This window comes from Isoptericola dokdonensis DS-3 (genome assembly GCF_001636295.1).
Classification (GTDB): Bacteria; Actinomycetota; Actinomycetes; order Actinomycetales; family Cellulomonadaceae; genus Isoptericola; species Isoptericola dokdonensis.
In genome coordinates this window covers 1,829,001-1,843,117 of the sequence record NZ_CP014209.1, presented here as the reverse complement: position 1 = coordinate 1,843,117, position 14,117 = coordinate 1,829,001, and the positions used below count along the sequence as shown (strand labels likewise).

The window sequence follows — 14,117 nt, the reverse complement described above, 5'->3', positions numbered from 1 at the left end:
CGCGCCGTCAGTAGGCGTAGGGGAACCGCGACCAGTCCGGGTCGCGCTTGCCGAGGAACGCGTCGCGGCCCTCGACGGCCTCGTCGGTCATGTACGCCAGCCGTGTCGCCTCCCCGGCGAACACCTGCTGGCCCATGAGGCCGTCGTCCGCCAGGTTGAACGCGAACTTCAGCATCCGCACCGCCTGTGGGGACTTCCCGGCGATGGTCAGGGCGTACTCCAGACCGAGGGCCTCCAGGTCGTCGTGCTCGGCGACCTCGTTGACCCCGCCCCAGCGCTCGGCGTCGTCCGCGGAGTACTCCCGCGCGAGGAAGAAGATCTCCCGGGCCCGCTTCTGCCCCACCTGGCGCGCCAGGTAGGCCGAGCCGTACCCGCCGTCGAACGAGCCCACGTCGGCGTCCGTCTGCTTGAACCGCCCGTGCTCGCGGCACGCGATCGACAGGTCCGCCACGACGTGCAGGGAGTGCCCGCCGCCGGCCGCCCACCCGTCGACGACGGCGATCACGACCTTCGGCATGGTGCGGATGAGGCGCTGCACCTCGAGGATGTGCAGCCGCCCGGCGCGGGCAGGGTCGACGGCGTCCGCGGTGTGCACGTCCCCGCCGCCGTCGGGCGCCGACGTGTACTGGTAGCCGGAGCGGCCGCGGATGCGCTGGTCGCCGCCGGAGCAGAACGCCCAGCCGCCGTCCTTGGGGGAGGGTCCGTTGCCGGTGAGCAGGACCGTGCCGACGTCGGACGTCATGCGGGCGTGGTCCAGCACCCGGTACAGCTCGTCCACGGTGTGCGGGCGGAACGCGTTGCGCACCTCGGGGCGGTCGAACGCGACCCGCACCACGGGCAGGTCGCGGACCTGCTCCGTCCCGTCGGCGCCGACCGACCGTTCGACGCCCCGGTGGTAGGTGAGGTCCGTGAGGTCGTCGAACCCGGTGACGGTGCGCCACCGGGTCGGGTCGAACGTCTCGGAGACCTGGTGGGGGAGCGCGGTGTCGTTCACGCGCGCCAGCCTAGTTCGCACGGACCGGTCACGACGGCACTGCGTCGCCCCCGGGATCTGCACATCGCAGGCGCACCATGGAGGCATGGACACGACGTTCCCTCCCCGCCCCGAGGTCACGGACCTGGACGAGGTCGTCGACGAGCTCATCGCCTACGACGCCGCGATCCTGCGCGAGTCGGTGCCGGTCTCCACGGTGCCCGCCCCGCGCACGCCCGCGATGCCGACCGAGTTCACCGACTGACCGCGAGGCCCGCCCCCACCCGCCCGGCACCCGGCGCGGGTCGGCGCCGCCTACGCTGAGGGACGTGGCCGCCACCCTGCAGAGACGATTCGTCTGGTCGACCCCCCTGCGCACCCGGTTCCGCGCGCTGGACGTCCGCGACGGGGTGCTCCTGCGCGGTGACGCCGGGTGGGGCGAGCTGAGCCCGTTCTGGGACTACGACGACGCCGAGTCGCTCGCGTGGCTGCGCGCGGCCCGGGAGGCGGCGGACGTCGGGTTCCCGCCCGCCGTGCGCGACCGGGTGCCCGTCAACGTGACCGTCCCCGCCGTCGGGCCCGAGCGGGCCCGCGAGATCGTCCTGGCCTCGGGCGGCTGCCGCACCGCCAAGGTGAAGGTCGCCCAACTTCTCGCCGACGGCACCCTCGAACCGCTGCACGCGGAGGTCGAACGGCTGGAGGCCGTGCGCGCCGCGTTCGTCGAGGCCGGGGTGCCGGACGCCGCGGTCCGGATCGACGCGAACGGTGCGTGGGACGTCGACGACGCCGTGCGTCGCATCGCGCGCCTGGACGCCGCGTCCGGCGGGCTGGAGTACGTGGAGCAGCCCTGCGCGGACGTCGCCGGGCTCGCGGCGGTGCGTCGCCGCGTGGACGTGCCGGTCGCCGCCGACGAGTCGATCCGCCGCGCCGCCGACCCGCTGCGGGTCGTGCGGGAGGAGGCCGCCGACGTCGTGGTGCTCAAGGTGCAGCCGCTCGGCGGGGTGCGCGCCTGCCTGGACCTCGCCGAGCAGGTCGGGCTGCCCGTCGTCGTGTCGTCCGCGCTGGAGTCGTCGGTGGGGCTCGCCGCGGGGGTGGCGCTCGCCGCCGCGCTGCCCGCGCTGCCCTACGCGTGCGGTCTCGCGACCTCCCAGCTGCTCGTCCACGACGTCACCGCCGAGCCCCTGCTCCCCGTGGACGGCGCCCTGCCCCTGCGCCCGGTCGCTCCCGACGCCGCCGCGCTCGCCGCCGCCGTGCCGCCGCCCGACGTCGAGGCGCGCTGGCTGGCCCGCCACGACCGGCTCGAGGCCCTGCTCGCCGAGACCGGCCGCGCCGCATGAGCGCCGTCCCCGCGGTGGAGGCCGCCCGCGCGCTCGTGGCCGACCTGGTCGCGCACGGCGTGCGCGACGTCGTCCTCGCCCCCGGTTCCCGCTCCGCGCCGCTCGCGTACGCGCTCGCGGCGGCTGCCGACGCCGGGGCGCTGCGCCTGCACGTGCGGATCGACGAGCGCTCGGCCGGGTTCCTCGCCCTGGGCCTCGCGCGCGGCGCCACCCTGGTGACCGGCGCGGCCGTCCCGGTCGCGGTGGCGACGACGTCCGGCACCGCCGTGGCCAACCTGCACCCTGCCGTCCTGGAGGCGCACCACACGGGCGTGCCCCTCGTGGTGCTGACCGCCGACCGCCCGCACGAGCTGCGCGGCACCGGCGCGTCCCAGACCACCGACCAGGTGGGGATCTTCGGGGCGGCGGTCCGTGCCGCCGTCGACGTCCCCGCCCCCGACGGGCGCGACGGCGAGGTCCGCGACCTGCTCGGCACGGTCCGCCGCGCACTCGCGGCCGCGACCGGCCGCCGCGACCGCCACCCCGGCCCCGTGCACGTGAACCTCGCCTACCGGGACCCGCTGCAGCCCGCCGCACCGCTCGCGTGGGCAGTGGCGCCGGGCCCGCACCCCGTCGAAGTCGTCCCTGCGGCGCCCGGACCCGGTGCCGACCCGCTGCTGCCCGGCCACCCGGCCCGCACGCTCGTCGTCGCCGGCGACGGCGCCGGCCCGGACGCCCGGCGGCTCGCCGAGGCGCGCGGCTGGCCGCTGCTCGCCGAACCCTCGTCCGGGGCGTGCGGCGGCACCCACGCGATCCCCGGCTACCGGCTGCTGCTCGGCGTGGATGCGCTGACCGCCGACGTCGAGCACGTCGTCGTGCTCGGGCACCCCACGCTGTCGCGTCCCGTGCAGCGGCTGCTCGCGCGTACCGACGTCGCGGTCACCGTCGTCGCGCCCGGCGGCGGTCCCTGGCCCGACGCCGCCCGCAACGCCGCCCGCGTCGTCGACGCCCTCGCCGACCGGTGGTTCCGGCCCGCGCCCGACGACGCCGACGGGACGTTCCTCGCCCGCTGGCAGGCCGCCGGCACCGCGGCCGCCACCGTGCTGCGCACCACCACCGACGCCGCCCGCGGCACGCTGGCCGACGCCCCCCATGCCGCGCTCGCCGTCGCCCGCGCCGTCCTCGCCGCGAACGGGCCCGACGACGTGCTCGTCGTCGGCGCGTCCAACCCCGTGCGCGACGTCGAGCTCTCGCTCGGCCTCGACGGCGAGCCCGGCACCGTGCTCGCCAACCGCGGCCTCGCCGGGATCGACGGCACCCTGTCCACCGCGGCGGGCGTCGCCCTCGCCGCGGGGCGCCGCACCCGCGTGCTCGTCGGCGACCTCACGTTCCTCCACGACGTCGGCGGCCTGCTCGTCGGCCCCGCCGAACCCCGGCCGGACCTCGACGTCGTCGTCGTCAACGATGACGGCGGCTCCATCTTCGCGACCCTCGAGCACGGGGCGCTCGCCGCGACGGGCGACGGTGCCTCGGCCACGTTCGAGCGGGTCTTCGGCACCCCGCACGGCGCCGACCTCGCCGCCCTGTGCGCCGGGTACGGCGTCGCGCACCGGCACGTTCCCGACGTCGCCACGCTGCGCGCCGTGCTGGCCGAGCCGGCGGACGGCGTCCGGGTGGTCGAGGTGCGCGTGCCCCGCGCGGACCGGCTCGCCGAGTCCCGGGACCTCGCCGCCCGCGTCGTGCAGGCAGCGGCCGGGGCGCTGTCGTGAGGGCCATGACCAGGCACGTCGTGACCGCCCCCGCCGCGGCGCTCGCCGTCGTGCTGCTCGCCGGGTGCACACAGGACGTGCCGTCGGCCCCGAGCCCGGCCGCGCCGAGCCCGGACCCGTCGGCCTCGGCCACGTCGGAACCCGCGTCCTCGGCGGCCCCGTCCGAGGTCGCCGCGGCCCCGACCCTCGCCGGGGAGCCGGAGGCGTTCGCCTCCGACCTGGCCGCCCCGTGGTCGGTGGTGTTCCGCGACGGGGTGCCGCTCGTCAGCGAACGGGACAGCGCGCGCATCCTCGAGCTCGACGAGGACGGCGGGGCGCGCGAGGTGGGTGTCGTCGAGGGCGTGACGCCCGTCGGGGAGGCCGGGCTGCTCGGGCTGGCCGTGGACGACGACGGCCGCCTCTACGTGTACTCGACCGCCGCGGACGGCAACCGGGTCCAGCGCTACGACGTCGCCGGGGAGCCCGGGTCGTTGACGCTGGGGGAGCCGACGACCCTCCTCGACGGGCTCCCGGCGGCGTCGAACCACGACGGCGGACGGCTCGCCCTCGGGCCCGACGGGATGCTGTACGTGACCCTCGGCGACGCCGGGGACCCGGCTGCCGCGCAGGACCTCGACGTGCTCGCCGGCAAGATCCTGCGACTCACCCTCGACGGGGAGGTCCCCGCCGACAACCCGTTCCCCGGGTCGCCGGTGTACAGCCTCGGACACCGCAACCCGCAGGGGATCGCCTGGGCGGACGACGGCACGATGTTCGCCACCGAGTTCGGCCAGAACACGTGGGACGAGCTCAACGTGATCGAGCCGGGCGCCAACTACGGCTGGCCCGACGTCGAGGGGATCGCGGGGGAGGACGGGTACGTCGACCCGGTGCAGCAGTGGAGCCCGTCGGACGCCAGCCCGAGCGGCCTCGCGCACGCCGGCGGCACCCTGTTCCTGGCGAACCTGCGCGGCGAGGTGCTGCGCACCGTACCCGTCGCCGACCCGACGACGTCGCAGGAGCACTGGGCGGGGGAGCACGGGCGCCTGCGGGACGCCGTCGTCGCCCCCGATGGCCGCCTGTGGGTGCTCACGAACGAGACCGACGGCCGCGGATCGCCGCACCGGGCGACGACCACGCCCTGGTGGCGGAACTCACGACGCCCTGACCTGCGTCGACGCAGATTGACAGGGAACTCTCAGGTTCGCCCAAGGGGCGCCCAAGGATCGGGGCGTCCACTAGGGGAAGAACTTCGAGGAGAGGGCACCCCATGAGCACCGACAACACCCCCGCGTCGCAGCCGTCGCAGTCCCCGTCGGGCCCCGAGCAGCACCCCGCGGAGCAGCACACCCAGCCGCTGCCCGTCGAGCGGCCCGCGCCGCCGACCGCGCAGCAGCCGCCGGTGCAGCAGCCGCAGCCGGCCCCGCACCAGGACAACCCCGTCCCGCAGCCGCCGCAGCAGCGCGAGGCGCAGTTCGCGCACCCCGCCGCACCGCACGGCGCCTACCAGGCCGCGCAGCAGACTTCCCACCAGGCCGCGCAGCAGACTTCCCACCCGACCGCCCAGCAGGGTTCCCACCCGGCCGCCCCGCACAGCGGCTCCCGGCCGCAGCCCTACGCCCCCTACGGGACGCCCGCGGGCGCGCCGCAGGGCTACGGCTACGCCACCGGTCAGCAGCACGCCCCGACGCCGCAGCCCGCCCCCGCGCCCAGGCAGAAGTCGCGCTGGGTGCCCGTCGTCGCCGCGGCGGCCGGCGCCGCCGTCCTCGCGAGCGGTGCCACCGCGGGGCTCCTCACGGTCCTCGACGACGACGCCCCCGCCTCGTCCCTCGCCGAGGTCGGCGCCCCCGAGCAGACCGAGGCCGCACCCGTCGCGAGCTCGACCGACCAGAACCCCGACTGGCAGGCCGTCACGGCCGCCGTCGCGCCGTCCGTCGTCGCGATCCAGGTCTCCAGCCAGGCGGGCGGCTCCGAGGGCTCCGGCGTCATCATCGACGACGCCGGTCACGTCGTCACCAACAACCACGTCGTCGCCGGTGCCGCCGACGGTTCCGTGCAGGTCACCCTCAGCGACGGCCGCCTGTTCGAGGCGACCATCGTCGGCACCGACCCGACGACCGACCTCGCCGTCGTGCAGCTCGTCGACGCGCCCGACGACCTCCAGCCCGCCACCGTCGGCGACTCCGACGCCGTCCAGGTCGGCGACTCCGTCCTGGCCGTCGGCAACCCGCTCGGCCTGGCGAACACCGCCACGACCGGCATCGTCTCGGCGCTCGACCGACCGGTCGCCGCGTCCGGCGAGGACGGCTCCGACGTCGTCGTGACCAACGCGATCCAGATCGACGCCGCGGTCAACCCCGGGAACTCCGGCGGCCCGCTGTTCGACGCCCAGGGCCGCGTCATCGGCATCACGTCCTCGATCGCGACCATGTCCGACGGGTCGGGCCAGTCCGGCTCGATCGGCCTCGGCTTCGCCATCCCCGCGAACCTCGCGACCACCGTCTCGCAGCAGCTCATCGAGGACGGCACCGCCGAGCACGCGTTCCTCGGGGTCACGCTCGGTGACGCGTCCGCCACCGCCGACGGCGTCACCCGCCGCGGCGCCGAGGTCGGCGAGGTCACAGCCGGGTCGCCCGCCGCCGACGCCGGCCTCCAGGCCGGGGACGTCGTCGTCGCCATCGACGACGACCCGGTGAACGGCGCCGAGTCGCTCACCGCGTACGTCCGGGAGCGCACCGCCGGCGAGCAGGCCACCGTCACCTACGTCCGGGACGGCCAGACCCAGACCGTCGACGTCACCTTCGCCGTGCGCGAGGACGCCACGGCCTCGGGCCAGGGCTCGTCCGGCTCGCAGGACGGGTCGCAGGGCGAAGACGGCTCCGGCAGCGGCGAGATGCCGTGGCCCGGCCAGGAGCAGGGTCAGCAGGGTCAGCAGGGTCAGGACGACGGCGGGTCCTCCGACTCCACGCAGCCCGACAACATCCCCGGCTGGCTCCAGGAGCTGTTCGGCAACTGAGCTCCGCGCCGACGGGACACCCCTCCCCCCTCCGTCCCGTCGCCGCGGTCCCGCACCGGCCAGACCGGTGCGTCCCGTCCGGCCCGGCACGCCTCGCGCGTCCGGGCCGGACGTCTGCCCGTGGGTGGCACGCCCTACCCTCGCCCCGTGACCTCCACCACGCCGCTGCCCGGCCCGCTGGCCACGGGGATCGAGGACGCCACCACCAGCATCGACCGGGACGGCGAGCTCCCCGCGGCCGCGCGCGTCCGTCTGCACCGCGTCGTCGAGACGCTGGGGCGTCAGATCCATCCCGAGGCCGCGCGGTACGTCCGCGCCAAGCTGGCCCTGACGTGCGCGTCCGGGGGCCTCGGCCACCTCGACGAGCACCCGGACCTGCGTGCCGCGGCGGCCTCGCTGCTCCGCGCCACGGCGGCGACGATGCGCGGGGAGCACGACGTCGACGAGCTCGAGGCCCGGTACGAGACGGCCGTCGCGCACGCCGACGACCTCCTGCGGTCGGGCTCGGTCGCCCCGACCGTCGTCTACACGCTGCTCGCCTGCGCCGCCGCGGCGGCGACGACCCTCTACGACACCGACCTCGACGCGCTGGGCGACGGCGAGCTGCGGTCCGACCCGTCCGACTGGGAGGCGTGCTTCCTCGGCTCCCTCGCCGCGAGCGGCGGGGCCACCTGGGAGGGCGTCGTCGGGGACCGCGAGGCCCGGCGGCGCTACTGGACGTGGTACCTCGAGGTGGCCGTCCCGCACGCGTGGGACCCGGCGAGCCCGCTCCTCGACCCCTCGCTGCCGCCCGCCGTGGTGGCCCGGCGCCCGACGACGCCGCCCGCCTCCGACGGCTGACCCGGCGCGGGGCTCGTCGCCAGGGCCTCGCGGCGGACGGCGCGCCCCGAGCGGCTCAGTCGTGGTGCGGCTCAGCCGGGTGCGCCTCAGTCGTGGCGCGGCTCAGGCGCGGTGCGGTTCAGCCGGCGTGCGGCCCTTCCGTGGGGCGCAGCGCCGCGGCCACACCGAGGGCGCTGCGCTCGAGGAACGCCGCCAGGTCGTCCGCGGGGACGGCGGGGTCGGTCGCGGCCTCGATGAGCGCCTGCTCCGCGAACGAGATCCAGGAGTGGATCGCGACGTCGAGGAGCGGCCCGGGGGACGTGCCCAGCCCGGCGAGGACGTCGTGCAGGTGCCGGGCGAGGACGTCACGGGCCTGCTGGATGGTCGTGCGGACCTGCTCGTCACCGCTCGCCGCGCCCCGCACCAGCGAGTAGAACGTCGCGTGGTGGTCGCGCACGAACACCACGAACCGGTCCAGGGTGTCGCGCAGCCGCTCCTGCGGCGGCAGGTCCGGCCGCGGCTCGGTGGCGTGCAGCATCGCGTCCCGCGCGGTGCGCACGATCGCCGAGTGCAGGCCCTGCCGGTTGCCGAAGTAGTAGTGCACCAGGCCGGGGGACACCCCCGCCTGCGCGGCGAGCTCCTCGACCGTCACCGCCTCCAGCGGGCCGTCCGCCAACGCGGCCACCCCCAGGGAAAGCAGCTGCTGGCGACGCTCGTCGGGACTCATCCGGGTGCGTCGCGCCGAGGCCATGGCCCGAGCATAGGGCGCCCCGGAACGGCGCCCGGCAGGCGTCCGCGGAGCGGGTCCGGTCAGTCGGCGCCCAGCGCCCAGCGCATCGGCACCAGCTTCGCCTCGGACTCCGCCAGCTCGGCCGCCGGGTCCGACGCCGCCACGATCCCGCAGCCCGCGAACAGGCGCAGGTGGTGCGGGTCGTCGCCCAGCTCCGCCGAACGCAGCGCGATGCCCCACTCGCCGTCGCCGTCCGCGCCCACCCAGCCGACCGGACCCGCGTACCGGGCGCGGTCCATGCCCTCGATCTCGCGGATCAGGTCCCGCGCCGCCACCGTCGGGGTGCCGCACACCGCCGCCGACGGGTGCAGCGCCGCCGCCAGCGTCAACGACCCCGACCGGGATGCCGGGTCCAGCACGCCCGTCACGTCGGAGGCCAGGTGCATCACGTTCGGCAGGTGCAGCACGAACGGCGCGTCCGGCACGTTCATCGACGAGCAGAACGGCTCCAGGGCGTCCGCCACCGACCGCACCGCGAACTCGTGCTCCTCCAGGTCCTTCGACGACCGCGCGAGCTGCGCCGCGTGCAGCAGCGAGTCGTCGTCCGTCATCCCCGGCTCCCGGCGGATCGTGCCCGCCAGCACCCGCGACGTCACCAGCCCCTTCTCGCTGCGCACCAGCAGCTCCGGCGTCGCGCCCACCATGCCCGCCACGGAGAACGTCCAGCACGACGGGTACCCCTCCGCGAGCCGCCCCAGCAGGAACCGCGGATCCAGCGGATGCTCCGTCGTCGCCACGACGTCGCGGGCCAGCACCACCTTCTCCAGCGCCCCCGACCGGATCCGGTCCACCGCCTCGGCGACGACGCCCGGCCAGTCCACGGAGCCGACCGCGCCGTCCACCAGGGTCACGCGGCCCGGGCTCGTCACCGGCACCCGGTGCGCGGCGGCCAGCGCCGCGTCCCCCGGCGCGTCCAGCGTCGGGCCCACGCTCGTCGTCGTCATCCACGTCACCGTGCCGCGCCGCCCCACGACCACCCGCGGCACTACCAGGGTGCCCTGCGGGCGCTCGTCATCGAACGCGTCGCCCGTCGGCCCGTCGTCGAACGCGAAGGTGCCGAACGCGACCGGACCCGTGCCCGGCAGCCGCACCTCGTCCCGGACCACGGCCCGGGCCAGCAGCGCGCGCCACGCCGCGTCAGCGTCCGCGAACCGGCCCGGACCGAACGTGTCCAGGCGCAGCGCCTCGCCCCAGCCGACGATGCCGTCGCCCCGCCGCACCCACGTCAGCGGGCGGGCGTCGGGCAGCAGGTCGACGAGAGCCGTCGGGCCGCCCGGCAGCGAGTCGATCCGCACGGTGCGCACCACCAGGTGCTGGGCCTCGGGGGCGGCGGTCGGCGTGCCGGCGGACGCGCCCGACGGCGGGACCGGCGCCGGGTAGGGCGTGGCAGACATCGCCCCCACCATACGCCGCGCCGCCCACCGTGTCGGGGCGTGGCACGATGGCGCCATGTCCCGCGCCAGCCTGGAGAAGAAGCCTGCCGAGGTCGCGTCGATGTTCGACGGGATCGCCCAGCGCTACGACCTCACGAACGACCTGATCTCGCTCGGCCAGGACCGCCGCTGGCGGCGCGCCACCGTCGACGCCGTCGCCGCCTCGCCGGGCGAGAAGGTCCTCGACCTCGCCGCCGGGACCGGCACCTCCAGCGAGCCCTTCGCCCGGGACGGCGCCGTCGTCGTCCCCTCCGACTTCTCCCTCGGCATGCTGCGCGTCGGCAAGTCGCGCCGCGAGGACCTGCCGTTCGTCGCCGGTGACGCCACGCGACTGCCGTTCGCCGACGCCTCGTTCGACGCCGTCACCATCAGCTTCGGGCTGCGCAACGTCGTCGACACCGCCGGTGCGCTGCGCGAGATGCTGCGCGTCGTGCGGCCCGGCGGTCGCGTCGTCATCTGCGAGTTCTCCCACCCCACGTGGGCGCCGTTCCGCACGCTCTACATGAACTACCTCATGCGCGCGCTGCCCGCCGTCGCCGGCGCGGTCACCCGCGACAAGGGCTCCTACGACTACCTCGCCGAGTCGATCCGCGCCTGGCCCGACCAGGAGGCGCTGGGTGCCCTGCTCCTCGACGCCGGCTGGGAGCGGGCGAGCTACCGCAACCTGTCGGGCGGCATCGTCGCCCTGCACCGCGCGGTGCGTCCCGTCGACTGACGCCTCGGGTCCGTCCGGTCCGTCTGGTCCGGCCGGGGTGGGTGGGGTGTGCGCGCGGTCGCGCTCACGCGCCCCAGGGGGCGCTCCGCTTCCGGTCTGACGACCGCGCGCACACCCCACCCACCCCGACCTCCGTCGTCGGCCCGGTCGACGCTGCCTCCCCTCGCCGACCAGTGGTCGACGGGTGAGGAAGTGTGTCGCCGGTCCGGTCGATGCTGCGGTTCCTGAGGTTTGCGGGGCTGATGCGTGAGGTTCCGCGTCGTCGGATCGGTCGATGCTGCGGAATCTTGCTGATCGGGCTCGGATGCGTGAGGAACCGTGACGCCGGTTCGGTCGGTGCGGCGGTTCCTCAGTGTTGCGGGGCTGACGCGTGAGGAAGGACGGCGTCGGCGCGTCACGACGTGACCGCAGGGCCACGGACGAGGCCCGGGTGGACGGAGGGTGTGCGCGGTCGTCAGACGGGAAGCGCAGGTCGCGCAGCGACCGTGAGCGCGACCGCGCACACCCTTCGTCCACCCGGGCCGACAGCCTGGGACGCGCGGCCCCGTCCACCCGGGCCGGAGGCGCCGCGGAGGAGCGTCAGGCCTTGCTCGTGACCTTCTCCTGGACCTCGCTGACCTTCTCCTGGACGCGCGGGTCGTTCCAGGTGTCGACGGCCCAGCCCTTGGCCTTGTCGAGCTGGTCGCGGCCCTTGTCGGTGCCGAGGTAGTAGCCGAGCGCGACGCCGGCGGCGAGTGCGGTGATGGCCTTCATGGTGTGGTGCCTCCTGGATTGCGGACGGCCGATCGGTGTGTCTTCGACCGTATGCCGTGACCTGCCGGGACGCCAGCGTGGCAGCGGGCGCGCGTAGGTCAGGCTTGCCTTCCTACACAGAGTTCCGTGACTGTGGTTAGAGTGCTCGCAGAACGTTGTGATCGAGTTCACAAGGGTTCCTCGGCAAAGGCGTCGAGGTCTCACTTCGAGGAGGTGAGCAGTGCGAGCAGCGCAGCGCGACGACGCTGACGTGATCGTCGTGGGTGCCGGCCCGGCCGGTGCGTCGACGGCGCACTGGTGCGCGTCCGCCGGTCTCGACGTCCTCCTTCTCGACAAGGCCGAGTTCCCGCGCGACAAGGTGTGCGGCGACGGCCTGACCCCCCGCGCCGTGGCCGAGCTCGCCCGGATGGGCGTCGACACGCGCGCCGACGACGGCTGGATCCGCAACGAGGGTCTGCGCGTCGTGGCCGGCGGACGCTCGTGGGAGCTGGCCTGGCCGGAGCTCACCACCTACCCGGGGTACGGGTTGGCGCGCTCGCGGATGTCGCTCGACCACCGGCTCGTCCAGCACGCGCAGGCGTCCGGCGCGAAGCTCGTGGAGCGCGCCAGGGTGACCGGCCCGCTGCTCGACGAGAGGTCGGGCCGGGTCGTCGGGGTGACGTCCCAGCCGCTCGACGGTCGTGGCCGCCGCGACGGCGCGGAGCAGACGTTCCGGGCGCCGGTCGTCGTCGCCGCCGACGGCGTGTCGTCGCGGTTCGCGACGGCGCTCGACATCACCCGCCGCGACGACCGCCCGATGGGCACCGCCGTGCGCACCTACTTCCGCACCGAGGGCACCACCCGCCACGAGGACGCCTTCATGGAGTCGCACCTCGAGCTGTGGGACGGCGAGCCCGGGGCGTCGAACCTGCTGCCCGGCTACGGCTGGATCTTCGCGCTCGGTGACGGCACGGCCAACGTCGGGCTCGGCTCGGTCAGCTCCACCCCGGCGCGGCAGTCCGCCATCGGCCACGACTACCGGGCGCTGCTCGACACGTGGATGCGCACCAGCCCGCCCGAGTGGGGCTTCACGGCGGAGAACCAGACGGGACCGGTGCGGGGCGCGGCCCTGCCGATGGGCTTCAACCGCTCGCCGCTGTACTCGCGCGGCACGCTCCTGGTGGGCGACGCCGCGGGGATGACCTCCCCGTTCAACGGCGAGGGCATCGCGTACGCGCTGCAGGCGGGGCGGGTCGCGGGGGACGCGATCGCCCAGGCACGCACCCGCGTCACCGACGACGCCCGGGAGCGGACGCTCGGCACGTACGCCGAGCGGATGCGCGCCGACCTCGGCGGCTACTACACGTTGGGCCGCTGGTTCGTGCGGCTCATCGAGCACCCCGCGATCATGCGGGCGTGCGTCCGGTACGGGCTGCCACGGCCGGTGGTCATGCAGTTCGTCCTCAAGCTGCTCTCCGACTGCTATGAGCCCCGCGGCGGCGACTGGGTCGACCGGGTCATCGCGGGCCTCACGAGGGTGGTACCGCAGGCATGAGATCCGCAGTGGCACGACGGCGTGGCACGACCGTGGAGGAGATCCGATGAGCAACCCGTACGTCCCGGTGCTGGTCCTCATGGGGATCGCCGCCGTGCTCGCGCTCGGGGGAGTGGCGGCCAGCGCCGTCATCGGCCCGCGGAGGTACAACCGGGCCAAGCTCGACGCCTACGAGTGCGGGATCGAGCCGACGCCGCACGCCACGGGCGGCGGCCGGCTGCCGGTGAAGTACTACCTGGTGGCGATGACGTTCATCGTGTTCGACATCGAGGTCGTCTTCCTCTACCCGTGGGCGGTGGACTTCACCGTCCTGGCCGGGTTCGGGCTGGCGGCGATGCTGATCTTCCTGGCGCTCATCACCGTGCCGTTCGTGTACGAGTGGCGGCGCGGCGGGTTCGACTGGGTCTGACGGACGACAACGGCAAGGGCGCCGAGCTGATCGGCGCCACTCCTGGGGAGGAGGGGTCATGGGGCTGGAAGAGGCGCCGTCGGGGTTCCTGCTGACGACGATCGAGGATCTCGCGGGCTACCTGCGCAAGGCGTCGCTGTGGCCGGTGACGTTCGGCCTGGCGTGCTGCGCGATCGAGATGATGGCGGCGGGGGCGTCGCGGTTCGACCTGTCGCGGTTCGGCATGGAGGTGTTCCGTGCGTCGCCGCGCCAGGCGGACCTGATGATCGTCGCGGGACGCGTGAGCCAGAAGATGGCGCCGGTCGTGCGGCAGGTCTACGACCAGATGAGCGAGCCTAAGTGGGTGCTGTCGATGGGCGTGTGCGCCTCCAGCGGCGGCATGTTCAACAACTACGCGATCGTGCAGGGCGTCGACCACATCGTCCCGGTCGACATCTACCTGCCGGGCTGCCCGCCGCGGCCGGAGATGCTGATCAACGCGATCCTCGCGCTGCACCAGCAGATCCAGGACGCCCCGCTGGGCGTCAACCGGGTGGAGGCGGCGAAGGCGGCGGAGGCCGCGGCGATCGAGGCCACCCCGACGTCGCAGATGATCGGCCTGCTGCGGTGAG

Annotated in this window: 14 protein-coding genes; 10 read left to right on the top strand and 4 right to left on the bottom strand. The window is 75.2% G+C overall.

The window, feature by feature from the left end:
* Positions 1-7 precede the first annotated feature (7 nt).
* Positions 8-994, bottom strand: a complete 987-nt coding sequence (locus tag I598_RS08600; RefSeq protein WP_068202604.1) for a 1,4-dihydroxy-2-naphthoyl-CoA synthase — start codon at positions 992-994, stop codon at positions 8-10.
* Positions 995-1,079: 85 nt separating this feature from the next.
* Between I598_RS08600 and I598_RS17860 the strand changes: the two genes are divergently transcribed.
* The 6 genes from I598_RS17860 (at position 1,080) to I598_RS08575 (ending at position 7,893) form a co-directional block, all read left to right on the top strand.
* Positions 1,080-1,238 (top strand): hypothetical protein, encoded by a 159-nt coding sequence (locus I598_RS17860; RefSeq protein ID WP_198155772.1) that lies wholly within the window; start codon positions 1,080-1,082, stop codon positions 1,236-1,238.
* A gap of 55 nt (positions 1,239-1,293) precedes the next feature.
* Entirely contained in the window at positions 1,294-2,310 is a 1,017-nt protein-coding gene (locus tag I598_RS08595) for an o-succinylbenzoate synthase (protein ID WP_068205143.1), read from the top strand.
* Positions 2,307-4,058: a 2-succinyl-5-enolpyruvyl-6-hydroxy-3-cyclohexene-1-carboxylic-acid synthase gene (gene menD, locus I598_RS08590; RefSeq protein ID WP_068202603.1), complete on the top strand. Its 1,752-nt coding sequence runs from the start codon at positions 2,307-2,309 to the stop codon at positions 4,056-4,058. The genes I598_RS08595 and menD overlap by 4 nt, the downstream gene beginning before the upstream one ends.
* Positions 4,059-4,063: 5 nt before the next feature.
* A complete protein-coding gene (locus I598_RS08585; RefSeq protein ID WP_068202602.1) occupies positions 4,064-5,311 on the top strand; it encodes a PQQ-dependent sugar dehydrogenase in 1,248 nt (415 codons plus the stop codon).
* Entirely contained in the window at positions 5,308-7,053 is a 1,746-nt protein-coding gene (locus I598_RS08580) for a S1C family serine protease (RefSeq protein ID WP_068202601.1), read from the top strand. The genes I598_RS08585 and I598_RS08580 overlap by 4 nt, the downstream gene beginning before the upstream one ends.
* 147 nt (positions 7,054-7,200) lie before the next feature.
* Positions 7,201-7,893 (top strand): Imm5 family immunity protein, encoded by a 693-nt coding sequence (locus I598_RS08575; RefSeq protein ID WP_068202600.1) that lies wholly within the window; start codon positions 7,201-7,203, stop codon positions 7,891-7,893.
* 118 nt (positions 7,894-8,011) lie between these two features.
* Here I598_RS08575 and I598_RS08570 read toward each other — a convergent pair whose 3' ends face one another.
* Positions 8,012-8,623 carry a TetR/AcrR family transcriptional regulator gene (locus I598_RS08570; protein ID WP_068202599.1) on the bottom strand — a complete coding sequence of 204 codons (612 nt, stop codon included), beginning with the start codon at positions 8,621-8,623 and terminating at the stop codon, positions 8,012-8,014.
* Between the two features lie 59 nt (positions 8,624-8,682).
* Complete coding sequence (locus tag I598_RS08565; protein ID WP_068205142.1) at positions 8,683-10,056, bottom strand: isochorismate synthase; 1,374 nt, start codon at positions 10,054-10,056, stop codon at positions 8,683-8,685.
* 55 nt (positions 10,057-10,111) lie between these two features.
* Here I598_RS08565 and I598_RS08560 point away from each other — a divergent pair, with 55 nt between their 5' ends.
* Entirely contained in the window at positions 10,112-10,810 is a 699-nt protein-coding gene (locus tag I598_RS08560) for a demethylmenaquinone methyltransferase (protein WP_068202598.1), read from the top strand.
* A gap of 579 nt (positions 10,811-11,389) precedes the next feature.
* Here I598_RS08560 and I598_RS17605 read toward each other — a convergent pair.
* On the bottom strand, positions 11,390-11,563 hold the full coding sequence (locus I598_RS17605) for a YtxH domain-containing protein (protein WP_157557187.1): 174 nt from the start codon (positions 11,561-11,563) through the stop codon (positions 11,390-11,392).
* Positions 11,564-11,783: 220 nt separating this feature from the next.
* Here I598_RS17605 and I598_RS08555 point away from each other — a divergent pair, with 220 nt between their 5' ends.
* Genes I598_RS08555 through I598_RS08545 form a run of 3 tightly spaced genes read left to right on the top strand, consistent with a single transcriptional unit; the run spans position 11,784 to position 14,116 of the window.
* Positions 11,784-13,097 (top strand): geranylgeranyl reductase family protein, encoded by a 1,314-nt coding sequence (locus I598_RS08555; protein ID WP_068202597.1) that lies wholly within the window; start codon positions 11,784-11,786, stop codon positions 13,095-13,097.
* A gap of 46 nt (positions 13,098-13,143) precedes the next feature.
* On the top strand, positions 13,144-13,506 hold the full coding sequence (locus I598_RS08550) for an NADH-quinone oxidoreductase subunit A (RefSeq protein ID WP_068202596.1): 363 nt from the start codon (positions 13,144-13,146) through the stop codon (positions 13,504-13,506).
* Positions 13,507-13,564: 58 nt separating this feature from the next.
* The gene (locus tag I598_RS08545; RefSeq protein ID WP_068202595.1) at positions 13,565-14,116 is read left to right on the top strand and encodes a NuoB/complex I 20 kDa subunit family protein; all 552 of its coding nucleotides are present in this window, start codon (positions 13,565-13,567) and stop codon (positions 14,114-14,116) included.
* Position 14,117: the final 1 nt, after the last annotated feature.